Annotated in this window: 23 protein-coding genes; 7 read left to right on the top strand and 16 right to left on the bottom strand. The window is 69.6% G+C overall.

Annotation, left to right across the window (positions count from 1 at the left end):
* The 9 genes from VF522_RS11305 to VF522_RS11265 form a co-directional block, all read right to left on the bottom strand.
* A partial coding sequence (locus tag VF522_RS11305; protein ID WP_330908364.1) for an aldehyde dehydrogenase family protein occupies nucleotides 1–972 on the bottom strand: 972 nt, incomplete at its 3' end.
* A 126-nt stretch (nucleotides 973–1,098) separates the two neighbouring features.
* Nucleotides 1,099–2,061 (bottom strand): tripartite tricarboxylate transporter substrate binding protein, encoded by a 963-nt coding sequence (locus VF522_RS11300; protein WP_330908363.1) that lies wholly within the window; start codon nucleotides 2,059–2,061, stop codon nucleotides 1,099–1,101.
* Between the two features lie 34 nt (nucleotides 2,062–2,095).
* Nucleotides 2,096–3,655 carry an altronate dehydratase family protein gene (locus tag VF522_RS11295; RefSeq protein ID WP_330908362.1) on the bottom strand — a complete coding sequence of 520 codons (1,560 nt, stop codon included), beginning with the start codon at nucleotides 3,653–3,655 and terminating at the stop codon, nucleotides 2,096–2,098.
* Nucleotides 3,655–4,854, bottom strand: coding sequence for a fumarylacetoacetate hydrolase family protein (locus VF522_RS11290; protein ID WP_330908361.1), 1,200 nt, complete (start codon nucleotides 4,852–4,854; stop codon nucleotides 3,655–3,657). The genes VF522_RS11295 and VF522_RS11290 overlap by 1 nt, the downstream gene beginning before the upstream one ends.
* The gene (locus tag VF522_RS11285) at nucleotides 4,851–5,675 is read right to left on the bottom strand and encodes a transporter substrate-binding domain-containing protein (protein WP_330908360.1); all 825 of its coding nucleotides are present in this window, start codon (nucleotides 5,673–5,675) and stop codon (nucleotides 4,851–4,853) included. Before VF522_RS11285 ends, VF522_RS11290 begins: the two co-directional genes overlap by 4 nt.
* A 28-nt stretch (nucleotides 5,676–5,703) precedes the next feature.
* Nucleotides 5,704–6,495: an amino acid ABC transporter ATP-binding protein gene (locus VF522_RS11280; protein ID WP_330908359.1), complete on the bottom strand. Its 792-nt coding sequence runs from the start codon at nucleotides 6,493–6,495 to the stop codon at nucleotides 5,704–5,706.
* On the bottom strand, nucleotides 6,479–7,129 hold the full coding sequence (locus tag VF522_RS11275) for an amino acid ABC transporter permease (protein WP_330908358.1): 651 nt from the start codon (nucleotides 7,127–7,129) through the stop codon (nucleotides 6,479–6,481). Before VF522_RS11275 ends, VF522_RS11280 begins: the two co-directional genes overlap by 17 nt.
* A 9-nt stretch (nucleotides 7,130–7,138) precedes the next feature.
* The gene (locus VF522_RS11270) at nucleotides 7,139–7,822 is read right to left on the bottom strand and encodes an amino acid ABC transporter permease (RefSeq protein ID WP_330908357.1); all 684 of its coding nucleotides are present in this window, start codon (nucleotides 7,820–7,822) and stop codon (nucleotides 7,139–7,141) included.
* 22 nt (nucleotides 7,823–7,844) lie between these two features.
* A complete protein-coding gene (locus VF522_RS11265) occupies nucleotides 7,845–8,603 on the bottom strand; it encodes a FadR/GntR family transcriptional regulator (RefSeq protein WP_330908356.1) in 759 nt (252 codons plus the stop codon).
* Between the two features lie 194 nt (nucleotides 8,604–8,797).
* Here VF522_RS11265 and VF522_RS11260 point away from each other — a divergent pair, with 194 nt between their 5' ends.
* Both VF522_RS11260 and mnmA read left to right on the top strand, forming a co-directional pair.
* Nucleotides 8,798–9,319 carry an NUDIX hydrolase gene (locus VF522_RS11260; protein ID WP_330908355.1) on the top strand — a complete coding sequence of 174 codons (522 nt, stop codon included), beginning with the start codon at nucleotides 8,798–8,800 and terminating at the stop codon, nucleotides 9,317–9,319.
* A gap of 123 nt (nucleotides 9,320–9,442) precedes the next feature.
* The gene (gene mnmA, locus VF522_RS11255) at nucleotides 9,443–10,570 is read left to right on the top strand and encodes a tRNA 2-thiouridine(34) synthase MnmA (protein WP_330908354.1); all 1,128 of its coding nucleotides are present in this window, start codon (nucleotides 9,443–9,445) and stop codon (nucleotides 10,568–10,570) included.
* 4 nt (nucleotides 10,571–10,574) lie between these two features.
* Here the strand turns inward: mnmA and VF522_RS11250 are convergent, their stop codons facing one another.
* The 4 genes from VF522_RS11250 to VF522_RS11235 form a co-directional block, all read right to left on the bottom strand.
* Nucleotides 10,575–11,399: a YihY family inner membrane protein gene (locus VF522_RS11250; protein ID WP_330908353.1), complete on the bottom strand. Its 825-nt coding sequence runs from the start codon at nucleotides 11,397–11,399 to the stop codon at nucleotides 10,575–10,577.
* Between the two features lie 33 nt (nucleotides 11,400–11,432).
* Nucleotides 11,433–11,936: a single-stranded DNA-binding protein gene (gene ssb, locus VF522_RS11245; protein ID WP_330908352.1), complete on the bottom strand. Its 504-nt coding sequence runs from the start codon at nucleotides 11,934–11,936 to the stop codon at nucleotides 11,433–11,435.
* A 23-nt stretch (nucleotides 11,937–11,959) separates the two neighbouring features.
* Complete coding sequence (locus tag VF522_RS11240; RefSeq protein ID WP_330908365.1) at nucleotides 11,960–13,183, bottom strand: MFS transporter; 1,224 nt, start codon at nucleotides 13,181–13,183, stop codon at nucleotides 11,960–11,962.
* 120 nt (nucleotides 13,184–13,303) lie between these two features.
* Nucleotides 13,304–13,864 (bottom strand): hypothetical protein, encoded by a 561-nt coding sequence (locus VF522_RS11235; protein ID WP_330908351.1) that lies wholly within the window; start codon nucleotides 13,862–13,864, stop codon nucleotides 13,304–13,306.
* A 197-nt stretch (nucleotides 13,865–14,061) separates the two neighbouring features.
* On the opposite strand from VF522_RS11235, the gene uvrA reads away from it, so the two are divergent.
* From uvrA to VF522_RS11220, 3 genes are all read left to right on the top strand, one after another.
* On the top strand, nucleotides 14,062–16,977 hold the full coding sequence (gene uvrA / locus VF522_RS11230; RefSeq protein WP_330908350.1) for an excinuclease ABC subunit UvrA: 2,916 nt from the start codon (nucleotides 14,062–14,064) through the stop codon (nucleotides 16,975–16,977).
* Between the two features lie 91 nt (nucleotides 16,978–17,068).
* Nucleotides 17,069–17,329 (top strand): GlsB/YeaQ/YmgE family stress response membrane protein, encoded by a 261-nt coding sequence (locus VF522_RS11225; RefSeq protein ID WP_330908349.1) that lies wholly within the window; start codon nucleotides 17,069–17,071, stop codon nucleotides 17,327–17,329.
* 87 nt (nucleotides 17,330–17,416) lie between these two features.
* Nucleotides 17,417–17,620: a hypothetical protein gene (locus VF522_RS11220; RefSeq protein WP_330908348.1), complete on the top strand. Its 204-nt coding sequence runs from the start codon at nucleotides 17,417–17,419 to the stop codon at nucleotides 17,618–17,620.
* A gap of 6 nt (nucleotides 17,621–17,626) precedes the next feature.
* On the opposite strand, the gene pyrF is transcribed toward VF522_RS11220, so the two are convergent.
* The gene (pyrF, locus tag VF522_RS11215) at nucleotides 17,627–18,451 is read right to left on the bottom strand and encodes an orotidine-5'-phosphate decarboxylase (protein ID WP_330908347.1); all 825 of its coding nucleotides are present in this window, start codon (nucleotides 18,449–18,451) and stop codon (nucleotides 17,627–17,629) included.
* Between the two features lie 63 nt (nucleotides 18,452–18,514).
* Between pyrF and VF522_RS11210 the strand changes: the two genes are divergently transcribed.
* Nucleotides 18,515–21,322 carry an ATP-binding protein gene (locus VF522_RS11210; protein ID WP_330908346.1) on the top strand — a complete coding sequence of 936 codons (2,808 nt, stop codon included), beginning with the start codon at nucleotides 18,515–18,517 and terminating at the stop codon, nucleotides 21,320–21,322.
* A gap of 103 nt (nucleotides 21,323–21,425) precedes the next feature.
* The gene (locus tag VF522_RS11205; protein WP_330908345.1) at nucleotides 21,426–23,336 is read left to right on the top strand and encodes a PAS domain S-box protein; all 1,911 of its coding nucleotides are present in this window, start codon (nucleotides 21,426–21,428) and stop codon (nucleotides 23,334–23,336) included.
* An 18-nt stretch (nucleotides 23,337–23,354) separates the two neighbouring features.
* On the opposite strand, the gene VF522_RS11200 is transcribed toward VF522_RS11205, so the two are convergent.
* Nucleotides 23,355–24,866, bottom strand: coding sequence for an ethanolamine ammonia-lyase reactivating factor EutA (locus VF522_RS11200; protein ID WP_330908344.1), 1,512 nt, complete (start codon nucleotides 24,864–24,866; stop codon nucleotides 23,355–23,357).
* 17 nt (nucleotides 24,867–24,883) lie between these two features.
* Nucleotides 24,884–26,098: a hypothetical protein gene (locus tag VF522_RS11195; protein ID WP_330908343.1), complete on the bottom strand. Its 1,215-nt coding sequence runs from the start codon at nucleotides 26,096–26,098 to the stop codon at nucleotides 24,884–24,886.
* Between the last annotated feature and the right edge of the window lie 162 nt (nucleotides 26,099–26,260).

Here is a 26,260-nt window from a genome sequence, read left to right as displayed (position 1 = left end):
GTCGTCCACCACCGGGCCGATGTCGGTGCCCTTCTTGCGCGCGTCGTCGACCTTGAGCGTCTTCATCTTCTCGGCCATGGCGGCCACGAACTTGTCGTGGATGCCATCGGTGACGATCAGGCGAGACGATGCCGTGCAGCGCTGGCCGGTGGAGAAGAAGCCGCTGTTGAGCGCGGCCGCCACGGCGACGTCGAGGTCGGCGTCGTCCAGCACCACCATCGGGTTCTTGCCGCCCATCTCCAGCTGGAACTTGGCCATGCGCGCCACGCACGCCTGCGCGATGCGCTGGCCGGTGGCGACAGAGCCGGTGAAGCTGATGGCGTTGACGCGCTTGTCGTCCAGCAGCACCTGGCCCACTTCGGAGCCGCGGCCCATCACCAGGTTGAAGACACCGGCGGGCAGGCCGGCGCGGTGCAGGATGTCGGCAATGGCCCAGGCGCTGCCCGGCACGAGGTCCGCGGGCTTGAGCACCACGGCGTTGCCGAAGGCCAGCGCGGGGGCGATCTTCCAGGCGGGAATGGCGATCGGGAAATTCCAGGGGGTGATGAGACCCACGACGCCGACCGGCTCGCGCGTGACTTCGACGCCAACGCCCGGACGCACGGAGGGCACCACTTCACCGCCCACGCGCAGCGCTTCGCCGGCGAAGAACTTGAAGATGTTGCCGGCGCGGACCACTTCGCCGATGGCTTCGGGCAGGGTCTTGCCTTCTTCGCGGGCGAGCAGGTCGCCCAGTTCGGCCTTGCGCGCCAGGATCTCGGCGCCGGCGGCGTCGAGGATGTCGAAGCGCTGCTGCGGTGTGGACAGGCCCCAGCCAGCCTGCGCCTTGGCGGCGGCGGCGATCGCCTGCTGGGCGTGCTCGGCGTTGCCCTGCGCGTACTCGCCGACGACGTCGCGCGTGTCGGAAGGATTGATGTTGCGGGATACGCGGGCGCCTGCTACCCACTCGCCGCCGATGAGGTTCTTGAACATAAGGGACTCTCCTGTCTTGCTCCTTCCCCCTACGGGGGAAGGCTGGGATGGGGGCGCTCTTCACGAAGAGGCGCCATCGCGAGCGCCCCCACCCCAACCCTCCCCCGGAGGGGGAGGGAGTAAAACTTACTGGCCCTTGAGACCCAGCTTCTGGATCAGGCCCTTGTAGAACTCATGGTCGCGCGCCATCACCGCGCCGAACGCATCGCCTTCGGCATAGGCATACCCCATGTTCTGCTTGTCCAGCGCGTCGCGCAGGCTCTGCTCCTGCACCGTCTTCGCGGTCGCGGCGCGCAGGGCGGCGACGATCTCCGGCGGCGTGTTCTTCGGCACGGCCAGGCCGCGCCAGGTGCCGACCTGGATGTCGAGGCCGCGTTCCTTCAGCGTGGGCACGTTCTCGAAGCCCTTGATGCGCTGGTCGGACATCACGCCCAGGATCTTCAGCTTGCCGGCGGCGACGTGCGGGTACACCTCGGCCGCGCTCACCGTGATCGCCTCGATGTGGCCGCCCAGCAGCGACAGCGCGGCGGGGTTGGCGCCGGCGAAGGGGATGTGGTTGAACTTGGCGCCGGTCTTGTCCTCGATCGCCGCGGCGGCCAGGTGCCAGGTGGAACCGTTGCCGCCGTTGCCGACGCTGAAGTTGCCCTTCTTCGCGGCCGCGACGAATTCCTCCACCGTCTTCCACGGCGCGTCGGCGCGCACGGTGATCGCCGCCGGGTCGTAGTTCAGGCGCGCGATCGGCGTGAAGTCCTGGTACGTGATCTTCGTCAGCCCCATGTTCGGCTGCGTCATCAGGTCGGTGGCCAGCAGCGCGATCTTGTAGCCCGGCTCCTTGCCGTTCAGCACGTCCGCCCAGCCGATGGCGCCGGCGGCGCCCGGCTTGTTGATCACGATCAGCGGCTGCGGCAGGTGCTTCACCGCGGCGAGCGCGAAAGCGCGCCCGAGCACGTCGGTGCCGCCGCCGGCCGGATACGGCACGACGAGTTCGACCGGCTTGGTCGGAAAGTTGGGGCCTTGCGCCATGGCGGCGAAAGGCAGGGCCGCGGCGGCGACGAGGCCGAGCACGTGGCGACGGGTGGATTGCTTCATCGATGTCTCCTGGTGGGGTTGAAGGAAGCAGGGATCAGGTGATGGCGCCGAGCTGCCAGGGCACGAACTCGTTCTGTCCGTAGCCGTGCAGTTCGCTCTTGGTCTTCTCGCCGGAAGCGATGCGCAGGATGGACTGGAAGATCTGCTCGCCCATGTCGTCGACGGAGAGCTCGCCCTCCGCGATCGGGCCGCAGTTGATGTCCATGTCGGCCTGCTGCCGCTGCCACAGCGCGTTGTTGGTGGCGAGCTTCACCGAGGGCGCGGGCGCGCAGCCGTAGGCGCTGCCGCGGCCGGTGGTGAAGCAGATCAGGTTGGCGCCACCAGCCACCTGGCCGGTCGCGCTCACGGGGTCGTAGCCGGGCGTGTCCATGAACACGAGTCCCTGCGCGCGCACCGGCTGCGCGTACTCGACGACGTCGACGAGATTGCTGCTGCCGCCCTTGGCCACGGCGCCCAGCGACTTCTCGAGGATGGTCGTGAGCCCGCCCGCCTTGTTGCCGGCCGAGGGGTTGTTGTTCATGTCGGCGCCCATGCGCTCGCAATACGCTTCCCACCAGCGGATGCGGTCCAGCAGCTTGTCGGCCACCGCGCGGTCCTGCGCGCGCCGCGTCAGCAGGTGCTCGGCGCCGTAGATCTCGGGCGTCTCCGACAGGATCGCCGTGCCGCCATGGCGCACCAGGCGATCCATCGCGGCGCCCAGCGCCGGGTTGGCGGTCATGCCGGAATAGCTGTCGGAGCCGCCGCACTGCAGGCCCACCACCAGGTGCCGCGCCGGCACCGGCACGCGCTCCACGCGATTGGCCTCGGCCAGCAGCCCGCGCACGGCTTCGACGCCGCGCTGCACCGCCAGTGCGGTGCCGCCGCTGTCCTGGATGTTGAAGACCTGCAGCGCCGTGCCGGTCTGCAGCCCCTCGTGGGCGATCCAGCTGGAGATCTGGTTGGTTTCGCAGCCCAGGCCGATGACCAGCACGGCGGCGAAGTTCGGATGGCGCGCATACCCGGCCAGCGTGCGACGCAGCACGCGCAAGCCCTCGCCTTCCGAATCCACCGCGCAGCCGGCGCCGTGGGTGAGCGCCACCACGCCGTCGACGTTGGGGAAGTCCGCGAGCGCTTCCGGCCGGATGTCGCGCCGGAAGTGGTCGGCGATGGCGCGCGCGGCGGTCGCCGAGCAGTTCACCGACGTGAGCACGCCGATGTAGTTGCGGGTGGCGATGCGGCCATCCTCGCGCACGATGCCCATGAAGGTGGCAGGCTGCGCCGCCGGCTCGGTCGGCCTGGCATCGACGCCGGCCACCGCGGCCGCGTCGCGGTCGAAGTTGCCCATCGCCAGGTTGTGCACGTGCACGTGCGCGCCGGCGCGGATCGCCTGCGAGGCGAAGCCGATGATCTGGCCGTAGCGGCGCACCGGCTGGCCGGCGGCGAGTTCGCGCACCGCCAGCTTGTGGCCCGGCGGCACCAGGCCGCTGACCTGCACGCCCTCTTCGGCCAGCCAGGTGCCGGCGACGAGCTGCTGCCGCGCGATGACAACGTCGTCATCGGCGTGCAGCCGGATCGTGCGGGCGGCCGCGGCCGCCCCCGGAGAAGCGGCGTCCATCAGATCCGTCCTTTCGCCAGCAGCCCGCGCTGCGCGAGGTTGGCGATGAAGGCGCGCAGGCCGAACGTCCAGGGCGCGGCCTCTTCGCTGTGCGTCACGCGATTGCACAGCTCGCCGAGGCGCGCGCTGCGGATGCTCACGCGGTCGCCCACCTTGTGGGTGAAACCGGCGCCGGGCGCGTCGCGGTCCTGCGTGGGCGCGAACAGCGTGCCCAGGAACAGCATGAAGCCGTCCGGGTACTGGTGCGCGGCGACTGCCTGGTCGACGATGTCCTGCGGCTCGCGGCTGATGAACTCCATGGAGTTCAGGCCTTCCAGCACGAAGCCTTCCGGGCCGTCGACGCGCAGGTCGACCTTCTCGCGGCGCATGTCCGCCGGGCCGAAGCTGGCGTCGAACAGGCGGATGAAGGGGCCGATGGCGCAGGACGCGTTGTTGTCCTTGGCCTTGGACAGCAGCAGCGCGCTGCGGCCTTCCAGGTCGCGCAGGTTGACGTCGTTGCCGAGCGTCGCGCCGACGATCTGGCCGCGGCTGTTGACGGCCAGCACGACTTCCGGCTCCGGGTTGTTCCACGACGAATCGCGGCGGATGCCGATGTCGGCGCCGGTGCCGACGGACGACAGCACCGGTGCCTTGCTGAACACCTCGGCGTCCGGACCGATGCCGACTTCGAGGTACTGCGACCAGAGCCCCTGCTCCTGCAGCATCTTCTTGAGCTGCATGGCCTGCGGCGAACCGGGCTTGAGTTTCGAGAGATCGGTGCCGATCTGCGCCACCACGCGGGCGCGCACGGCGTCGGCCTTGGACGGATCGCCGTCGGCCTGTTCCTCGATCAGCCGCTCGATCAGGCTGGTGGCGAAGGTGACGCCGGCCGCCTTCACCACCTGCAGGTCGCAGGGCGCGAGGAAGAAGGGCTTGCCCGCATCGCGCCTGGATTCGTCGCTGTTGGCGAGGATCTCCTCCAGGCTGCCCAGGCGTTCGCCGGTGGCCTCGCGCACCGCGCGCGCCGGCTCCGGCTGGTCCAGCAGCGTGGCGACGGTGGGGAACTCCGCGCTCAGGTCGTAGACACCGTGTTCGCGCAGGGCCACCACGGAGGGGCCTTGCACGTCGGGCCGCCAGACGCGGCCCACCAGCGTGCCGGCGTAACCGTCGTCGGGCAGGAAGCGCCTGGCTTCCAGAGCGAGCGGAACGGAGCGCGTCACAGCGCGATCGCGCGGGCTTCGTCCGCGAGCTTCTTCATGTCCGGCAGGCCGATGCCCATGTGCTTGGTGTAGATCTTGTTCAGCTCGCCGTTGGCGGTGTTCTTCTCCACCCAGGCGTTGACCCACTTCATCAGCTCGGCGTCGTTCTTGCGCAGGCCGATGGCCAGCGGCTGCATCTTCACCACGAACTTCACTTCCAGGTTCTTGGCCGGATTCTTCTCGGCCAGCGTCTTGACGGTGGTGGCCGGCGTGGCGATGGCGTCCACCTGGCCGGCGATCAGCGCCGTGTTGGCGGTGGCGTCGTCTTCGTAGCGGACCAGCGTCGCACCCTTGGGCGCGGACTTGGTCAGCTCCAGGTCCTGCAGGTTGCCGCGCACGACGGCGACACGCTTGCCGTTCAGATCGTCCATCTTCGTGATGGCCACGCCCTTGGCCGCGCCCACCACCAGCTGGTTGACGCTGTAGGGGGCGGAGAAGGCCACCACCTTGGCGCGTTCGGCGGTGACGCTGAACGAGGAGATGACGAGGTCGGCCTTGTTGGTCATCAGGAAGGGGATGCGGTTGGGGCCGCTCACCTGCACGATCTCCAGCGGCACGCCCAGGTCCCTGGCCATTGCGCGGGCCACGTCGACGTCGGCGCCCTGCGGCTGCATGTTGGCGTCGGTCATGCCGTAGGGCGGCACGCTCAGGTCGATCGCGATCAGCACCTTCTTGCGCGACTGGATGTCCTTGAGCGTATCGGCGGCGGCGGTGAGCGCGGTGCCGGCCAGGGCCAGGGTGACGGCGGCCAGGGTGAAGCTGCGGCGGCTGATGAAGTTCATGTGTCTGTCTCTTTCGTGGAAATGCGGCTCACAGGCCACTGCTGGTGAATTGCGCGAATTCGGCGGTGCGCGGCCGCGTGAACAGTTCTTCCGGCGGGCCCATCTCCCAGACGCGGCCCTGGTGCATGAACACCACGACGTCCGCGACGCGGCGTGCGAAAGCCATCTCGTGGGTGACGAGCACCATGGTCATGCCCTGGCGCTTGAGGTCTTCCATCACCTTGAGCACTTCGCCGGTGAGCTCGGGGTCGAGCGCGGAGGTGACCTCGTCGAACAGCATCAGCTGCGGCGACAGCGCCAGCGAGCGGGCGATCGCCACGCGCTGCGACTGGCCGCCCGAGAGCTGCTCGGGATAGGCCTGGGCCTTGTCGGACAGGCCGACCAGTGCGAGCACGCGATGCGCGATCTCGATGGCTTCGGCCTTGGGCAGCTTCTTCACCGTGGTCAGGGCCAGGGTGATGTTGCGCTCCACCGTGAGGTGCGGGAACAGGTTGTAGCTCTGGAACACGATGCCGACGTCGCGGCGCAGGTCGCGCTTGGCCAGCTTCGCGTCCGACAGGTCGTGTCCGCAGACGTTGAGCGTGCCGCCCTGGATGTTCTCCAGCGCATTGAGGCAGCGCAGCAGCGTGCTCTTGCCCGATCCGCTGCGGCCGACGATGGCGACCATCTGGCCGCGGCCGATCTCCAGCGACACGCCGTCGAGCACCGTGTGCGGCCCGAAGCGCTTGACCAGGTTGTTCACGGACACCACCGGGCCGGCGGCGGGCGCCGTCACGGCGCGGCGCTCACCGGCCGGGGCGAGGTCATTGGCGACCCACATGGAGTTTCCTTTCGAAGTGGCGGCTGGCCAGCGACAGCGGATAGCACAGCGCGAAGTACATGACGGCCACCACGGCGAACACCGTGAAGGGCTGGAAGGTGGAGTTGTTGACGACCTGGCCGGCGCGCGACAGCTCGAGGAAGCCGATGATCGAAGCGAGCGAGGTGTTCTTCACCACCTGCACCATGAAGCCCACGGTGGGCGCGATGGCGATGCGGGCGGCCTGCGGCAGGATCACGTGCACGTACTGGCCGAAGCGGTTCATGCCCAGGCACTCGGCGGCTTCCCACTGCGTGCGCGCCACCGCCTCGATGCAGCCGCGCCAGATCTCGCCGAGGAAGGCGCCGGTGTAGAGCGTGAGAGAGAACGCGGCGGCGAGCAGCGGCGGGACGTTCAGGCCGGCGATGCTGATGCCGAAGTAGGAGAGGAACAGCAGCACCAGCAGCGGCGTGCCCTGCACCACCTGGATGTAGGCGGTGGCCATCTTGCGCAGCGCGGCGATCTGCGACACGCGGCCCAGCGCCAGCGCCAGGCCGAGCACCGCGCCGCCGCCGAAAGCCAGCAGCGACAGCAGCAGCGTCCATTGCGCGGCAACAGCCAGGTAGCCGACGTGCGTCAGCGAGAACGAATTCACGGGGACTCCTTAGAGGGGCGTGCCGAGGCGGCGGCGGCGCACGAACACCAGCTGGCCGATGGCCCAGAAGGCGCCGCGGAACAGGAAGGACAGCGCGAGATACAGCACGGCGACCACGATGTAGACCTCGAAGCTGCGGAAGGTCTCGGACTGCAGCAGGTTCGCTGCCGCGGTGAGTTCCTCGGCCGAGATCTGCGAGGTGACGCTGGAGGCCAGCATCAGCAGCACGAACTGGCTGGACAGCGCCGGGTACACACGCTCCACCGCGGGCAGCAGCACCACGTGCCAGTACACCTGCAGCCGCGAGAGCCCCAGGCATTCGCCGGCTTCGACCTGGCTTTTCGCGATCGACTGGATGCCGGCACGCAGGATCTCGGTGGAGTAGGCGCCGATGTTGATGGTGAGCGCCAGCGCGGCGGACAGCTCCGCGGAGATCTTGAAGCCCAGGCTGGCGATGCCGAAGTAGACGAGGAAGATCTGCACCAGCAGCGGCGTGTTGCGGATCGCCTCGATGTACACGCCCACCAGCCGCTGCAGGCGCGGCGAGCCGCTGGTGCGCACCAGCGCGCAGGCCGCGCCGACGACGAAACCGAGCACGATGGCGATGCTGGCCAGCTGGATGGTGAGCCAGGCGCCGTGCAGGAAGCGCGGCCAGGTGCCGGCGAGGAAGGAGAAGTCGAATTCGTAGGACATGGGAAGACTGCGGGGCCGGCCCTCAGGACCAGGCGGTGGTGCCGGTGGGGCGCGGGGGCGTGGTGGCCTTGCCGCCGCTGACGTTGGCGAGTTCCCAGCCCCGTTCCAGCGCGGCGCGCACGGTGTCGAGGTGGGCGATCATGGCGGCGCGGGCGCCGTCGGCATCGCGCCGCTCGATCGCCTCCACCAGCTGGCGGTGTTCGGCGATCGCTTCCTGGTGGCGCTCCAGGCTGTCGAAGTGCTCGTCCAGCTTGCGGAACATGGCGCTGTAGCGAAAGCTCCAGAGCTGGTGGACCAGGTGCACCAGCGCACTGTTGCCCGACGCTTCGGCGATGCGCAGGTGGAACAGCGCATCGGCGTTGAGGCCGACGCCGGTGCCCTTCACCTCTTCGGCCATCATTTGCAGGGTCTCGCGGATGCGGGCGTGGTCCTGCGCGCTGCCGTCGCGCGCCGCCAGCGCGGCGGTCTCGCCCTCGATCAGGTAGCGGGCCGACAGCACCTCGAAGGGACCGGGCTCGCCCAGGGCGGCGGTCTGCGAGTTGGCGGCCGGCGCGGCGTTGACGAACACGCCGAGGCCGACGCGCACGTCGACCAGGCCGTCGATCTCCAGCGCGATCAGCGCCTCGCGCACGGAGGCGCGGCTGACGTCGAACTGTTGCGAGAGCTCGCGTTCCGAGGGCAGGCGATCGCCCGGCTTGAATTCGCCGCTGCGGATGAGCTCGGCCAACTGGTCGGCGATCTGCCGGTACAGGCGTTGGGAGCTGATGGCTTGGATAGGCATGAAGGTCTGGTGTTCAGGTGGTCAGGCCACCTGGCAGGAGGGACTTTAAGAGCCTCGACGTTCGGGCGAATCCGGGCTTACCCCATATCGGGTTTACCCTTGGTCTCCGATTCGACGAGGCACCCGGCGTCCAGGGCAGGCCCTCTGGAGCCGCACGCCCCCGGCACCCTGCGGAAGGCCAACATAATCGGGGGATGGACAAGCGCTGGCGACCGAGCGTGACCGTGGCCGCCGTGATCGAGCGGGACGGACGCTTCCTCATGATCGAAGAAGAAACCACGGAAGGTCTTCGCATCAACAACCCGGCCGGCCACCTCGACCCGGGGGAGACGCCGGCCGAAGGCGCGGCCCGCGAGACGCTGGAAGAGGCCGCCTGGCACTTCCGGCCGACCCACCTGCTGGGCGTGTACATCTCGCGCTTCCAGCGCTCGACCACCGGCGAGGACATCACCTACCTGCGCTTCGCCTTCTGCGGCGAACTCGGCGACCAAGTGCCCGACCGGCCGCTGGACGTCGGCATCGTGCGCACGCTGTGGATGACGGCAGACGAACTGCGGGCGACGGCGGACCGGCACCGCAGCCCGCTGGTGCTGCGCTGCATGGAGGATTACCTGGCGGGGGTGCGGATGCCGCTGTCGGCGGTGTATTGCGATCCGGGCATCCGCGGGCCGGGTCAGCAGGAGCACACGCAGAACGGGGACGGGGAAGGAACCTGACGTCACCCCCGCGGACGCGGGGGCCCAGGGCATTCGAAGAGGCGCGGGGATGACGAGGAGGGGCGCGGGGATGACGAAGGCCGCGCCGAAGCGGGGAAAAAGACGGGCTGGGATAATCCTCCCATGGGTCGCAAGCCACGTGTCGTCGTCGGTCTGAGCGGGGGCGTGGACTCCGCGGTCAGTGCGTACCTGCTCCAGCAGCAGGGCTACGACGTCGTCGGCATCTTCATGAAGAACTGGGAAGACGACGACGACAGCGAATACTGCAACTCGAACGAGGACTTCGTCGATGCGGCCGCCGTCGCCGACGTGATCGGCATCGAGATCGAGCACGTCAACTTCGCCGCCGAATACAAGGACCGCGTGTTCGCCGAGTTCCTGCGCGAATACCAGGCCGGCCGCACGCCCAATCCCGACGTGCTGTGCAACGCCGAGATCAAGTTCAAGGCCTTCCTCGACCACGCGATGCGCCTGGGCGCGGAGAAGATCGCCACCGGCCACTATGCGCGCGTGCGTGAACGCGAAGGCCGCTTCGAACTGCTCAAGGGCCTGGACGACACCAAGGACCAGAGCTACTTCCTGCACCGGCTGAACCAGGCCCAGCTGTCGAAGTCGCTGTTCCCGGTGGGCGAGCTGCGCAAGACGGAAGTGCGGCGCCTGGCCGAGGAGATCGGCCTGCCCAACGCGAAGAAGAAGGATTCCACCGGCATCTGCTTCATCGGCGAGCGGCCCTTCCGCGACTTCCTCAACCGCTACATCAGCAAGGAACCGGGCCCGATCAAGGATCCCAAGGGCCGCGTGATCGGCAAGCACCAGGGCCTGTCGTTCTACACGCTCGGCCAGCGCCAGGGCCTGGGCATCGGCGGCGTGAAGGAAAAAGGCGCGCAGCGCGGCGGCGGCGAGCATGCGCCGTGGTTCGTCGCGCGCAAGGACATCGCGAAGAACACGCTGTGGGTGGTGCAAGGCCACGATCACCCCTGGCTGCTGTCGTCCGCGCTGGATGCCGGCGGCGCGAGCTGGACCGCCGGCGAGCCGCCGCGGCCCGGCGCCTACGCCGCCAAGACGCGCTACCGCCAGGCCGACGCGCCCTGCGTGCTGGAGCGCGGCGACGACGGCCGCTTCGCCCTCGCCTTCCCCGACGCGCAGTGGGCCGTGACGCCCGGCCAGTCGGCCGTGCTGTACGACGGCGAGATCTGCCTGGGCGGCGGCGTGATCGCCGCCTCGCTGGCCGCCGAAGCGGTCGCGGCCTGAGCGCTCAGGCCCGCGAGAGCCGCCGCGCCGGCTGGCGGCCGCCGCCGCGACCCATGCTGGCCGTGAGCAGCGCGCCGCTCACCGTCACCAGCCAGGAAAAGTACACCCACAGGATGAACACCAGCAGCGGCGCGAAGGAGCCGTAGACCGTCTTGTAGGTCGGCACGTGCACCAGGTAGAACGCGAGCCCGCGCTTGCCCAGTTCGATCACGATGCTGGCCAGCAGGCCGCCGATCAACGCATCGCGCTGGCGCACGGCGGCGTTCGGCACGTAATGGAACAGCGCCGCCAGCCCGGTCATGCCGAGGAGCACGGGTACGACCTGCAGCGCCAGCGCGGCCCAGGGCGCGGAGGCGGCCAGGCCCTTGGAGGCCGGCACCAGGTACGACGTCGCCCACAGGCTCACGCCCAGCAGCGGCAGGCCGATCACCAGCATCACCGCATAGAGGCCCAGGCGCCGGTGCACCGGACGGTTCTTCTTCACCTGCCAGATGCGGTTGAGCGCGTTCTCCACCGTCATCAGCATGGCGAGAGCCGAAACGAGCACGAACAGCGAACCCACCAGCGTGAGGCCGCCCGCGTTGCCGGCGAACTGCGACAGGTGCTTGAGCACCGTGCGCGAGATCTCGTGCGGCAGCAGTCCTTCCAGCAGGTGCGTGCGGATCGCCTCGCCGATCGGGCGGATGGCCGGGAAGCGCGTGAACAGCGCGAAGCTCACGACCAGCAGCGGCACGACCGACAGCAGGGTCGTGAAGGTCAGGCCGCCCGCGACCTGGGGAAGCCGTTCTTCGCGGGCGCGCCTGGCGATGGCGCGGATCTGGCTGAACATCGAGGACCCGGAAGGCCGCCGGGTGGCAGCGGCTTAGAACGGGATGTCGTCGTCCATGTCGTCGAAGCCGGAAGCGGGCTTCGACGCGGCCGGGCGCTGGGCGGCGGGGGCCGGCGCCGGGGCGCGGCTGGGCGCGGCGGCCTGGCGGCGCGGGGCGCTGTCGTAGCCGCCGTCGTCGTCGCCCGAGGGACCGCCCATGCCTTCGCGCTTGCCGAGCATCTTCATCTCGTCGGCGCGGATCTCGGTGGCGTACTTCTCGACGCCGTCCTTGTCGGTGTACTTGCGCGTGCGCAGGCTGCCCTCGACGTAGACCTGGGAGCCCTTGCGCAGGTACTCGCCGGCGATCTCGGCCAGGCGGTCGTTGAAGACCACCCGGTGCCACTCGGTGAGTTCCTTCATCTCGCCGGAGGTCTTGTCCTTCCAGCGCTCGGTGGTGGCGATGGTGACGTTGCACACGCGCCCGCCGCTGGGGAACGTGCGCGTCTCGGGATCGCGTCCCAGGTTGCCGACGATGATGACTTTGTTGACCGATGCCATGGCTTTCCTCTGATTAGGGTCGATTATGTGGCCTGAGCTTCGTCGGCCAATACCTCTTCGGCCGTCTGACGGGCGGTTTGCGGCGCACGCATGGGCCAGGCGACGACCAGCCACAACAGCATCAAGCCGGCACAGGCGCCGAACAGCCCTGGCAAGCCAACGTTCTTGGCCAGCCAGCCGCCGACCGCGCCCCCGGCAAATAAGCCCAGGGATTGCAGCGTGTTGTACACACCGAGCGCGGCGCCGCGCGATTGCGGCGGTGCAATACGGGAGGCCAGGCTGGGTTGCGTGGCTTCCAGCACGTTGAAACCGCAGAAAAACAGGAATAGCAGTGCGGCCAGCGCCGGGATGCCGGGATGCCAGGACGTGGCAAGCAGCCCCAGCTGCACCAGCATCACCAGGCCCACCGCGCCGAGGAACACGGCACGCAGGTAGCCGCGGCGCTCCAGCGGGAACAGCAGGGTGCCCATCACGACGAAGGAGGCGAGCACGGCCGGCAGGTAGACCTGCCAGTGACTGGCCTTGGCCAGGCCCGCCTGCACCAGCAGCGCCGGCACCGCCACCCACATCGCGAGCTGCACCGCGTGCAGCACGAACACGCCGACGTTCAGGCGCAGCAGGCCCGCGTGGGCGAGGACGTCCGCCATCCGCCCGCGGGACACGCCGGATCCGGAGCCGGACTTGTGCGGCGGCGCCGCCGGCGTCCACCACAGGACGACGGCGATGCAGGCCAGCGCCAGCGACCCGGTCACGACGAACAGGCCGTGGAGGCCGATCTTCGCCACCAGCAGCGGCGCGGCGACCAGCGACAGCGCGAACATCAGGCCGATGCTGGCGCCCACCAGGGCCATGGCCTTGGTACGGACCGTGTCGCGGGTGAGGTCGGCCAGCAGCGCCGTCACGGCCGCCGAAACCGCGCCCGCGCCCTGCAGCGCGCGGCCGGCGATCAGCCAGGGGAGCGAGGTCGCGGCGGCCGCCACGAAGCTGCCGGCGGCGAACACGATGAGCCCCAGCACGATCACCCGCTTGCGGCCGAAACGGTCGGACGCCAGCCCGAAGGGGATCTGCAGGATGCCCTGCGTCAGCCCGTAGATCCCCATGGCCAGGCCGACCAGGGCGGGGTCGCTACCGCCCGGATAGCGGGCCGCCTCCAGCGCGAACACCGGCAGCACCAGGAACAGGCCCAGCATGCGGGCGGCGAAGATGGCGGCCAGCGAACCGCTGGCGCGGCGCTCGGCCGGGGTCATGCGGCCGGACGGGTCGGATGGGGAGGCGGTCACGGAGAAAAAGGCTGCGGTCGGCGCGCCGGGCGGACCCGGCAAACCCCGCATTCTCCGGCATCCGGCCCGCCAGGCCGGCGCGGGGGCTCAAGGAGCCTTCGGGGCCTTCGGCTTGAGGATGCCGGCGGCGAACCAGCGGTCCGCGGCCGGTGTCGCGCCAGCGTCGTTGAGGATCAGCAGGACCGGGTTCTCGCACACGGTCGGCGGGGGTGCCAGGGCCGGCGTCAGTGTTCCCTTGATGGTGAAGTCGCCGTCGGCTTCCAGCGGGAAGGGAGCCGAGGTGTGGGCGATGCCACCGCAGAACAGGCGCGCACGCACATTCTCGGTGCCGCCGCGCGTTCCGATGTTGTTCGTGCCGCCCAGCAGCAGGCCCTCGCCCTTGATCTGGACGCTGCCGTCCACGCGGATCAGGGCCTTCAGGTCCTCGATCACCCAGGGCACGCCGCCGGGCTGCACCCCGAAGACCCGGTTGGACGCCGAATCGTCGGGGGTAGCCCCGGCCCGCAGCGGCTGCGAGCCGATGCCGCCGTCGAAGCGGACGAGCACGGGCGGATCGACGGCGAATGCCGGCGCCGCGGCGCCGAAGGCGAGCAGGCAGGCGGCCACCACGCCGCCAAGGGAAGCGGAAAGCGAGCGATACGTTCGCATGGGATCCTCCAGAGGGATGAGGTGCAGGCCGGGAGCGGCTTGCCACGCATGAACGAACCGCCCCGGCGTTTATTCCCGCGGGATACAAATCGTCGGGGCCATTACGGGCGGACGCGAACTTGCCGACTTGGCCGGGGTTCGACCGGGCCGACGCCAGCGGCCTATCATGTCGGGTTTCCCTTGGCGCGCCGGACACCTTGAATCAAGACACCAGAGGCAAGTACCTGCACGAGGCGCTGGGCCAGCGGATCAGCATCCGCGGCGCGCGCACGCACAACCTGAAGAACATCGATCTCGACCTGCCGCGGTACCAGCTGGTCGTGATCACCGGCCTGTCGGGCTCCGGCAAGTCCTCGCTCGCCTTCGACACGCTCTATGCGGAGGGCCAGCGACGGTACGTGGAAAGCCTGTCCGCGTATGCGCGGCAGTTCCTGCAGCTGATGGACAAGCCCGACGTCGACATGATCGAGGGCCTGTCGCCGGCGATTTCGATCGAGCAGAAGGCCACCAGCCACAACCCGCGCTCGACGGTGGGCACCGTCACCGAGATCCACGACTACCTGCGCCTGCTGTTCGCCCGCGCCGGCACGCCCTACTGCCCCACGCACGACATCCCGCTGCAGGCGCAGACCGTGTCGCAGATGGTCGACGCCGTGCTGGCGCTGCCCGAGGACACGCGCCTGATGGTGCTGGCGCCGGTGGCGCGCGAGCGCAAGGGCGAGTTCACCGATCTGTTCGCCGAGATGCAGGGCCAGGGTTACGTGCGCTTCCGCGTCGGCGGCGAGGTGTTCGAGTTCGACAACCTGCCGAAGCTCAAGAAGTCGGAGAAGCACGACATCGACGTGGTGGTCGACCGGTTGAAGGTGCGGCCGGACCCCGGATCAAAGTCCGGGGCAGGCATGCAGCAGCGTCTCGCCGAAAGCTTCGAGGCCGCGCTGCGCCTGGCCGACAGCCGCGCCGTCGCGGTCGAAATGGAAACGGGAAAGGAACACCTGTTCAACGCCAGGTTCGCCTGCCCAATCTGCCACTACTCGATCGCGGAGCTCGAGCCGCGCCTGTTCTCCTTCAACTCGCCGGTGGGCGCCTGCCCCAGCTGCGACGGCATCGGCACCATGGAGTTCTTCGACGCCACCCGCGTCGTCGGCTTCCCGGAGCTGTCGATCGCCGGCGGCGCGATCAAGGGCTGGGACCGGCGCAATCCCTACTACTTCGGGCTGGTCGAAAGCCTGGCGCGCCACTACAAGTTCGACGTGGACGCGCCTTTCGAGGAACTGGCGCCGCACCTGCGCAAGGCGATCCTGCACGGCTCCGGCGAGGAGGAGATCCGCTTCACCTACGCGCTGGAATCGGGCGCGTCCGCCGGGCGCAGGGTGAACAAGAAGCACCCCTGGGAAGGGATCATCCCGAACATGGAGCGCCGCTACCGCGAGACCGATTCGGCCGCGGTGCGCGAGGAACTCGCCCGCTACCGCAGCCTGCAGCCCTGCCCCAGCTGCGACGGCACGCGCCTGCGCACCGAGGCGCGCCACGTGCGGCTGGGCGAAGGCACGCAATCCCGCGCCATCTTCGAGATCGGCCACATGACGCTGCGCGACAGCCAGGCCTGGTTCGAGGACCTCGAGCTGCGCGGAGCGAAGGCGGAGATCGCCGACAAGGTCGTGCGCGAGATCGGCAACCGCCTGCGCTTCCTCAACGACGTGGGCCTCAACTACCTGAGCCTGGACCGCAGCGCCGAGACGCTGTCGGGCGGCGAGGCGCAGCGCATCCGGCTCGCCTCGCAGATCGGCTCCGGCCTCACCGGCGTGATGTACGTGCTGGACGAACCGTCCATCGGCCTGCATCAGCGCGACAACGACCGCCTGATCGGCACGCTGCAGCACCTTCGCGACCTGGGCAACAGCGTGCTGGTGGTGGAACACGACGAGGACATGATCCGCGCCGCCGACTACGTGGTCGACATGGGGCCGGGCGCCGGCCTCCACGGCGGCGAGGTGGTGGCGCAGGGCACGCCCGCGGAAGTGCTGGCGCATCCCGGATCGCTCACCGGCCGCTACATGGTCGGCACGCTGAAGATCCCCGTGCCCGCCAAGCGCAATCGCCTGGGCGAGCAGCTCGATCCGCAGGTGATCCGGATCGCCGGCGCCACCGGCAACAACCTGAAGGACGTCACCGTGGAGATCCCGGTGGGCCTGCTCACCTGCGTCACGGGTGTCTCGGGCTCGGGCAAGTCCACGCTGGTCAACGACACGCTGTATGCGGCCGTCGCCCGCGAGCTCTACCGTGCGCACGAGGAGCCGGCGCCGCACGAGGCGATCGAGGGCATCGAGCACTTCGACAAGGTGATCAACGTCGACCAGTCGCCGATCGGCCGCACGCCGCGCAGCAACCCGGCGACCTACACCGGCCTGTTCACCCCGATCCGCGAGCTGATGGCGGAGACCGCCACCGCCAAGGAGCGCGGCTACGGGCCGGGGCGCTTCTCCTTCAACGTCGCCGGCGGCCGCTGCGAAGCCTGCCAGGGCGACGGCGTGGTGAAGGTGGAGATGCACTTCCTGCCCGACGTCTACGTGCCCTGCGACGTCTGCCGCGGCCAGCGCTACAACCGCGAGACGCTGGAAGTGCAGTGGAAGGGCCGCAACATCGCGCAGCTGCTCGACATGACGGTCGAGGACGCCTACGACTTCCTCAAGCCGGTGCCCGCCATCGCGCGCAAGCTGCACACGCTGATCGAAGTGGGCCTGTCGTACATCAAGCTCGGACAGTCGGCGACCACGCTGTCGGGCGGCGAGGCGCAGCGCGTGAAACTGGCGCTGGAGCTGTCCAAGCGCGACACCGGACGCACGCTCTACATCCTCGACGAACCGACGACCGGCCTGCACTTCGCCGACATCGACCTGCTGCTGAAGGTGCTGCACCAGCTGCGCGACGCGGGCAACACGATCGTGGTGATCGAGCACAACCTGGACGTGATCAAGACGGCCGACTGGGTGATCGACATGGGGCCGGAAGGCGGCGACGGCGGCGGCACGGTGGTGGTCGCCGGCACGCCGGAGGACGTCGCGGCGCACGCCGCGAGCCACACGGGACACTACCTGAAGCGTTTCCTGGCCTGATTCGTACCGGCCGCGTCAGCCCGCGCCTACAGCGCGCCCCCCGGCTCCTGCTTAGCATGGCGGCGGACCAACAGAGAGTTCGGAGCGCTACATGAGCATCATCGGAACCATCATCGTCGGCTTCGTCGTGGGCCTGCTCGCCCGCGCCCTCAAGCCGGGCAACGATCGCATGGGGATCATCCTGACCACGCTGCTGGGGATCGCCGGCGCCTTCCTCGCGAGCTTCGTCGGCCAGGCCATGGGCTGGTACCGCGCCAACGAGCCGGCCGGCTGGATCGCCTCGGTGATCGGCGCGATCGTGCTGCTGGTGATCGTCGCCATGTTCCGCAGGCCCCGCAATCGCATGTATTGAGTAGGCGGACGCGGCTTCCTCCTTTTGGACGAAGCCATCCACGCCCGGCGTGCTATCCATGGTGCATGAACCACGGAGGAGACCGCCATGGACAGCATCCTGCACATCGACGCATTCCAGCTTCGCTACCTGTCGCTGTTCGACAGCGGCCGCGGATTTTCCTTTCCCTGCGATGCGCAGGGGCACGTCGACCTGGACCACCTGAGCGAGCGCAGCCGGAACAACTACCTGTATGCGCGGGCGCTGGTGGGACGCGAATTCAGGATGCCGGCGGTGTTGCCGGTGCACTGAGCGCGATCAGGCCTTCGCGGCCTCCAGCAGGTCGCGCGTGCGCAGGGCCTCCCTGCGCGCCGCTTCCGCGAAATCGGCACCGCCCGACGCATACAGGATCGCCCGCGAGGAGTTGACCACGATCGGCGCGTCCGGCCGCCAGCCGGCCCGCACCGTCGCCACCGCATCGCCCCCCTGCGCGCCGACCCCGGGGATCAGCAGGGGCAGCGTCGGCGCGATCGCCCGCACCTTCTCGATCTCCGCCGGATAGGTCGCGCCGACCACCAGCCCCAGCTGCCCGTTCAGGTTCCACGGCCCCTGGGCCAGCCCCGCGATGTGCTCGTAGAGCAGCGGCTCGCCCGGCAGCCCCGCGAGGCGCTGGTTCTGCAGGTCGTCGCCGCCCGGGTTGGAGGTGCGGCACAGGAGGAAGGCGCCCTTGCCCGGGTGCTTCAGGTAAGGCTGCACCGAGTCGAAACCCATGAAAGGCGACAGCGTCACCGCATCGGCGCCATAGCGTTCGAAGGCCTCGCGCGCATACTGCTCCGCCGTGGAACCGATGTCGCCGCGCTTGGCATCGAGGATCACCGGCACCTGCGGGAAGCTGGCGCGCAGGTGGCGCATCAGCTTCTCCAGCTGGTCCTCCGCGCGGTGCGCGGCGAAATAGGCGATCTGCGGCTTGAAGGCGATCGCCAGGTCGCCGGTGGTGTCGGCGATGCGGGCGCAGAAATCGAAGATGCGGCCCGCGTCGTTCGCCAGGCCCGCCGGGAAGCGGGTCGGCTCCGGGTCGAAGCCCACGCACAGCATCGAACCATTGCGCGCCTGCGCGGCCTGCAGCATCTCTACGAAAGTCATGTGGAGATTCTAGGTCCGCCCCCGGCCTGGACCCGCCCCCCTATCATGGCGGCCGAGCAGCCGATGACGAACCCGCCCGCCTCCGCAGCCCTCCCGACCGACGAGACCGAACGCCGGCGGCTGGCGCGCCTGCGCATGCTGGCGGTGCTGGACACCGAGCCCGAGCCGGTGTTCGACGCCCTGGTGCGCATCGCCGCGGCGATCTGCGGCACGCCGATCGCGCTGATGTCGCTGGTCGACGAGGAGCGCCAGTGGTTCAAGGCCAACCGCGGACTGGAGGGCGTCACCGAGACCCGGCGCGACCTCGCCTTCTGCGACCACGCCATCCGCGACGACGCCGTGATGGAAGTGCCCGACGCCACCCGCGACGCGCGCTTCCGGGCCAACCCGCTGGTCACGGGCGAGCCGGGGATCCGCTTCTATGCGGGCGCGCCGATCTCCATGCCCTCGGGCGAGCGCATCGGCACCCTCTGCGTGATCGACCGCCAGCCCGGCTCGCTGACGCCGCAGCAGCAGGCGGCGCTGCGCGACCTCGCGGCGGTGGCGCAATGGGCGCTGCTGCAGCGCGAGCGCCTGCACGACCTGACGGTGGTGGGCGACGAGTCGCGCTTCCAGGCGATCTCCTTCGCTTCGCCGCTGGGCATCTTCCAGGCGGATGCGAACGGCGCGCTGTTCCACCTGAACGGCCGCGGCCAGGAGATCCTGGGCTTCAGCCAGGAGCGCGCGCTCGGCCTCGGCTGGCAGGACGCCGTCGTCCCCGCCGAGCGCGGGCAGGTCGCGTTCTCCTGGGACGAGACCGTGGCCGGCCGCGCCGACTTCGACCGCGAATTCGACATCGCGCGGCCGGACGGCAGCCGCGGCGCCGTCCACGTGCAGGCGCGTCCCGGCCGCTGGGGCGAACCCCCGCGTTCCGGCTTCATCGGCGTGATCGCCGACATCAGCGAACGCCGCGCCGCCGAGGAGCAGGCGGCGCGCACCGCGGCCATCGTGCGCGGCACGGTGGAAGCGACGACCGATGCCCTGCTGGTCGTCGGGCCCGACGGCGACATCCTGCTGACGAACCAGCGCTTCATGGACCTGTGGCGCATCCCGCCGGAGCTGGTCAAGCGCAGCAACCAGCACCTGATCCGGCACGTGCTCTCGCAGGTGAAGGACCCCGCCGCCTTCACCGGGCGGATCCGGGAACTGCTCGCCTCGTCCAGCCGGGAAAGCTTCGACATGCTGGACTTCCACGACGGCCGGGTGTTCGAGCGCTATTCGCGCCCGCTGCTGCTGGGCGACGCGCGCCCGGGCCGCGTCTGGAGCTTCCGCGACGTGACGCAGCGCCGCGCGGCGGAGGCCGAGGTGCGCCAGGCGCAGGCGGCCGCCGAGGCGGCGAGCGTGGCCAAGAGCGCCTTCCTCGACAACGTCAGCCACGAGATCCGCACGCCGCTCAATGGCGTGCTGGGACTCACGCGGCTGCTGCTGGCGGAGGAACTCACGCCGCAGCAGCGCCGCTACGTGGAACTCGCCGACGCCAGCGCGGGATCGCTGCTCGAACTGATCAACGACCTGCTGGACCTGGGCAAGATCGAATCCGGCCGGATGGAACTCGAGAACACGCCCTTCCGGCTCGACGAATTGCTGCAGCAGCTCGCCGAGCTGTACCGGCTGCGCGCCGGGGAAAAGGGCCTGCGCTTCATGCTGGACGTCGACGCTCGCGTGCCGCGGGCGGTGACCGGCGACGCCGGGCGCCTGCGGCAGGTGCTCAACAACCTGCTGACCAACGCGCTGAAGTTCACCACGCAGGGCGAGTTCGGCCTGGTCGTCGGGCGCGCCGCGCCGGGCCGCGGCGAGCACACGCTGATGTTCTCCGTGTGGGACACCGGCATCGGCATCCCGCACGAAGTGCAGCAGCGCCTGTTCCAGCGCTTCACGCAGGCCGACAGTTCCACCGCGCGCCGCTTCGGCGGCACCGGGCTGGGCCTGGCAATCGTGAAGCAGCTGTGCGAGATGATGGGCGGCAGCGTGCTGCTGCAAAGCGAACCGGGCCGCGGCGCCTCCTTCCGCTGCGAGATCCCGCTGCGGCCGGCCGCCGCGGCGCAGGTCGCCGGCGGCGCCCCGAAGCCGGCGCCGGCGACGGCCCGCCATGACACGCGGGTGCTCGTCGCCGAGGACAACGAAACCAACCAGGTCGTGATCCGCGGGCTGCTGGCGCAGGCCGGTTACCACGAGGTGACGGTGGTGGGCGACGGGCAGGAAGCGGTCGAGGCCGCCGAAGCCGAAGACTACGACCTGGTCCTGATGGATTGCCGGATGCCGCGCGTGGATGGCTACGAGGCTTCGCGCCGCCTGCGCGCGCAGGGCTTCACGCAGCCGATCGTGGCCCTGACCGCCAATGCCGCCGCCGGCGAACGCGAGCGCTGCCTGGCCTGGGGCATGAACGACTACCTGCCCAAGCCGGTGGACCCCGCGCGCCTGGCCCAGGTGCTGGCCGAGTGGACCGGCAATGCGGCCTCCACGACCGCCTCTCCGGCCAGCGCGGCGGCCGCGCCAACTCAGGACACGCTCTTCGACCGCGAGCTGGCCCTGCAGCGGCTGGGGGGCGACCCGGAGCTGTTCACGGTGGCCCTGGAATCCTTTCGCCAGCATGCGCCGCGGGTGCTCGCCTCGGCCACCGAAGCGCTCTCTCAAGCCCGGCAGGCCGACTTGCACCGGCACCTGCACTCGCTGGCCGGCTCCGCGGCCATGATCGGCGCCGATCCCGTTCAGGCGGTCGCGCGCGAACTGGAAACATCCGCGAGTGAAGGTGACCTCGTCGCCGTCGAGCGGGAACTTCCGCGCTTGTGCGGGCTGTTTGCCCGCTTCCTCGAAGAGAGTGCGGACTGGTGAACCCCAAAGAACTACACCACGACCGCCGGCATGTAGGACTGCGCCGCGTTCACCAAATTCAGCATCCGCGGGCGCAGGGATTGCTTTCGATAATCGTCAAGGCATGAACCCACTGGCGGCCGAACGTCCCGAGAACACCCTCGAGCAGCGCATGCAGCTGCTGATCGAGGCCGTGAGCGACTACGGCATCTTCCTGCTCGACCCGGACGGGCGCATCGTCTCCTGGAACACCGGCGCGCAGAAGCTCAAGGGCTGGACGCGCGAGGAGATCCTCGGGCAGCACTTCTCCATCTTCTATCCGAAGGCGTCAGTCGACTCCGGCTGGCCGCAGGAGGAGCTGCGCCTGGCCAAGCTGCGCGGCCGCTTCGAGGACGAAGGCTGGCGCGTGCGCAAGGACGGCACGCGCTTCTGGGCCAACGTCATCCTCACGGCGCTCTATGGGCCGATGGGCGAGCTCACCGGCTTCGCCAAGATCACGCGCGACCTCACCGAACGCCGCCACCACGAGGAGGAGCTGCGCGTCAGCGAGGAGCGCTTCCGCCTGCTGGTGGACAGCGTGCGCGACTATGCGATCTTCTTGCTGAGCCCGGAGGGCGTCGTCGAGAGCTGGAACGCCGGCGCGCAGGCGATCAACGGCTACCAGGCGCAGGAGATCATCGGCCGGCACTTCCGCTCGTTCTACACGCCCGAGGACGCCGCGGCACTCAAGCCCGAGCGCGAGTTGCAGGACGCGCGCGAACACGGCCGGGTGGAGGAAGAAGGCTGGCGGGTGCGCAAGGACGGCGCCATGTACTGGGCCAACGTCGTGGTCACCGCGGTCTACGGGCCCGACGGCGAACTGCGCGGCTACGCCAAGATCGTGCGCGACACGAGCGAGCGGCGGCGGCTGGAGGAACTGGAGCAGTCCAGCCGGCGCATGAACGAGTTCCTCGCGATGCTCGCCCACGAATTGCGCAATCCGCTGGCGCCGATCCGCAACGCGGTGACCATCATGCAGCTGGAGTCGCTCACGAGCCCGGTGCTGCGCAACTGCCGCGACGTGATCGACCGGCAGCTGACGCACATCACGCGGCTGGTCGACGACCTGCTCGACGTGGGCCGGCTCAGCACCGGCAAGATCACGCTGCGCAAGGAACTGCTGCGGGTGAGCGACATCGTGGCGCGCAGCGTCGAGATCGCCCGGCCGGTGATGGCCGCGCGGCGCCATTCCTTCGAGACGGAGCAGCCTGCCGAGGCGCTGTACGTGAACGGCGACTCCACGCGCCTGTCGCAGGTGCTGCAGAACGTGCTGGTGAACGCGGCGAAGTACACGCCCGACGGCGGCCGCATCCGCCTGCGGGTGGAGGCCAGCGGCAACCTGGTGAACCTGTGCGTCATCGACAACGGCCGCGGCATCGCGCCGGAGAACCTGCAGACGATCTTCCAGCTGTTCATGCAGGCCGACGGCGGCACCTCCGCCGCCGCCGAGAGCGGCCTGGGCATCGGGCTCACGCTGGCCCGCTCGCTCACCGAGATGCACGGCGGCTCCATCGAGGCGGCGAGTCCCGGCCTCGGGCAAGGCAGCACGTTCACCGTGCGCCTGCCGCTGGCCAGCCAGGTCGCGGCGGAAGAGGACGAAAAGGGCGTCCAGGATCCCGCCAGCGGCCTGCGCGTGCTGGTGATCGACGACAACCGCGATTCGGCCGACAGCGCCACCGACGTGCTGCGGCTGCTGGGCAACCAGGTCGAGTGCGCCTACGACGGCGAGACGGGCATCCGGCTCGCCGAGCGATTCCGCCCGCAGATGATCCTGCTGGACCTCGCCATGCCCGGCATGGACGGCTACGAGGCGCGCAAGCGCCTGCGCGCCCTGCCCGGAGGCGACTCCTTGCTGCTGGTGGCGATGACCGGCTTCGGCAACGAGGAGGACAAGCGCCGCACCCGCGAGGCGGGCTTCGACGGCCACCTCACCAAGCCGGTGGAGCTCGATGCGCTGGTGTCGCTGCTGAACGACGCGCGCACGCGCGGCAACTAGGAGTCCGCGCGCGGCGCGTCACGGCGCAGCGAACAACAGCGACTTGATGACGATGGGCACGACCCCCGGCGGGTCGAGCAGCTCGCCGACGTCGACGAAGTCGAGCGGGCGCAGCTGGATGCCGTCGACGGAAACCAGGTCGCCCCGCAGTCCCGCTTCCTCGCGCAGGATGCGCCCGAGCGAGGCGCCCACGTCGCCGTCGATCATCAGGAACAGCGGCTGCTCGCGCACGCCACCGGGCGCGGCGAATTGCCGGATGCCGCGGGCCATGGCCAGCAGCCGTGCGTGCTCGGGCTCGCCGTCCCAGGTGAACGACAGCGCCAGCACCGCGGACGGGGCGAGATCCTGCAAGCGGGCGGCGGCGGCGAACGCCTCCGCGATCTCCTGCGGCGATGCGCGCCCGGCGAGTCCGGGGGGCAGATGCAGCACGGGGATGTTGCGCACCGGCAGCACGCCGGGGTCGGGAAGGTGGATGGTCTTGCCGCTCACCTGCACCGTGAACTGCGAGGCGCCGATGACCGTCGCGCGGATGCGCTCCAGCGGCTCGACGACCTTCAGCCGCACGCGCTGGCGCAATTGCCGCACCACGGCGGCGGCCAGGGGAGCGGCGATGTCGCCGAAGTCGCCGGTTTCGCGGCCGAAGATGTATTCCGAGACGCCCCCCGAGAAGGTCACGTACGCGGGCGCGACCGTGCGCGGCAAGGGATCGGTGAGTTCGAGCGAGCGGCCCAGGTCGTCAAGGCCGGTGGCGGCGATCTGGTCGACGATCAGGGCCGCCAGCCGTTCGCAGACGGCCTCGCGAGCGGCGGCGTCGGCAAAGGTGCGAGGCACGGGATCCAGTCCGAGATCTTTCGCCACCCGTCTTGCGCTGTCGTCGATGCGCGACCACGCACCGGCGGCGTCGCGCGCCAGCAGGCGGCCGCCCACCGCGAAGGCGGCGACGCCGACCACTTCGCCGCGATCGATCAGCGCCAGCTTGGTGGTGCCGCCGCCGATGTCGACGTGCAAGCCGCACTCCTTGCGGCGGGCGGAGATCGCCGTGGCGCCGGAGCCGTGCGCGGCGAGCAGGCATTCCATCTGGTGGCCCGCGGTGGCGCAGACGAACTTGCCGGACTCGCCGGCGAAGAGCTCGTCGATCGCGCGGGCGTTCCTGCGCTTGATCGCCTCGCCGGTGAGGATCACCGCGCCGCTGTCGATGTCGCGGCGGTGCAGGCCCGCTGCGTGGTACGCGTCGTGGATGAAGTGGTCGAGCGCGTGGGCGTCGATCGTGCCGTCGGACAGGAAGGGCGTGAGGCAGATGGGCGATCGCCACAGCACCTCGCGGCCCACGACGACGAAGCGGCTGGAGAAGCCCTCGGACTGGCGCTGCAGCGTGATGCGCGCGAACAGCAGGTGCGAGGTGGAACTGCCGATGTCGATGCCCACGGTGCGCAGCTGCAGCGTCTCCTGCTCCCAGATCAGCTGGCCGATCGCGGCGGCGTCCTCGTCGTGCTCCTCGTGTTCGTGGTCGATGTCCAGCTCGTGCGCCATGCCCTGCCCTTTTCGCCCTACACCGCCGGCCCGATCGAGCGCGGCGTGCGGATCACGCCGGTCAGTGTCGCAGGATCCAGCGCGAGGATCGCCTTCTCGTCGATGAGTTCGCCCATCTCGGACGGCACGCCCGTCCGGCGCAGCGCGTCCAGCCACTTGCGGTGCACGCGCGGGTCCTGGTCCTCGTACTCGATCTGGCGGCCGCCCTGCGAGATCGAGATCGAGCCCGCGCCCTCGGAGCTCTTGCGGCGCAGCGAGATGAAGGGATAGCGCCGGCTGCCGAGGCTGCAGGCGAGGTAGCGCGCCGGCTGCGGCCCGGTGTTGAAGTGCTGGTGGAACATCCAGAAGGGCGGCGTGTACATGAAGCCGTGCTCCCAGGGGAACTCGCGGAACCCGGAATCCCCCTCGTACCAGAGCAGGGAATAGCCGGTGCCGTCCACCGCGTGCACGTGGGTTCCCGCGGCATGGCGATGGGCCTTCTTGTAGCGGCCCTTCGGGATCTGCGACACGTGCGAGTGCATCGTCCCGTCGGCGAGGATGAAGCTGATGTTCTTGGATCCCTTGCCGCGCTCCTCGAAGTCGTACAGCTTGAAGCTGGACAGGTCGGGGACGAAGTTGGTCTCCCACAGGTTGCGCTTGATGTCGTTCTTCGCCACCCAGGTGCTGTGCTCGCCTTCGCCCTCGAAGTGGCGCTGGCCGCCGGTGCGCTCGGGGAAGGTGCAGGGATTGTCGAAAACGAAATCGAGGTTGTGGTACAGGTTGATCGTGATCGGCGCGTCGTTGGTGCAGGAGATCCGCACGGCCTGCGAGCCGCTCGCGTTGAACACCTGGTACTGGCAGTTGAGGGGAATGGCGAACAGCGCCTTGGGTCCCCATTCGAAGGTGCGGGTCTCGCCGCCGGGCAGCCAGATCTTCGTGGATCCGTGGCCGGCCAGCACGTAGCAGAACATCTCGTAGAGATGCTTGACGGGGCGCGTCTTGCGGCCGGGGGCGACCTCCAGCACGTAGTTGGCCATGAAGTCGCCGGCGCCGTGGGTGTGCGCGAAGCAGCCGCGCGCGTCGTACCGGTCCCAGGGGCCGGTCTCCAGCTGCAGCAGGTTGTGGCCGAAATCGAGGTGGATCGGGATGCCTTCGCCCTCGGACCAGTCGCGGTAGGGATCGACGAGGACGCGGGCTTCCTGGTCGGCGGGGCTGGGCTGCTCGGAGGGGGTTCGATCGGTGGCGCTGGTCATCCGGTTCCGGGTCGGGTTGAAGAAAGGGAGCGAAACGGCGCGTGACCCGCCTCGCGTGGCGCAAGGGCAACGGCCGCGGTTCCCGTATACGGACCATCGGTCCGCATGAAGACGCGCCACTCCGCTCCGCCCTGAAATGTAGCGGCGTCCGGTCCGGACCGC

It is taken from the genome of Ramlibacter sp. (assembly GCF_036383835.1).
In the GTDB taxonomy this organism is placed as follows: Bacteria; Pseudomonadota; Gammaproteobacteria; order Burkholderiales; family Burkholderiaceae_C; genus Ramlibacter.
The sequence above is the reverse complement of the archived record's forward strand: the minus strand, read 5'-3'. Positions and strand labels throughout refer to the sequence as shown.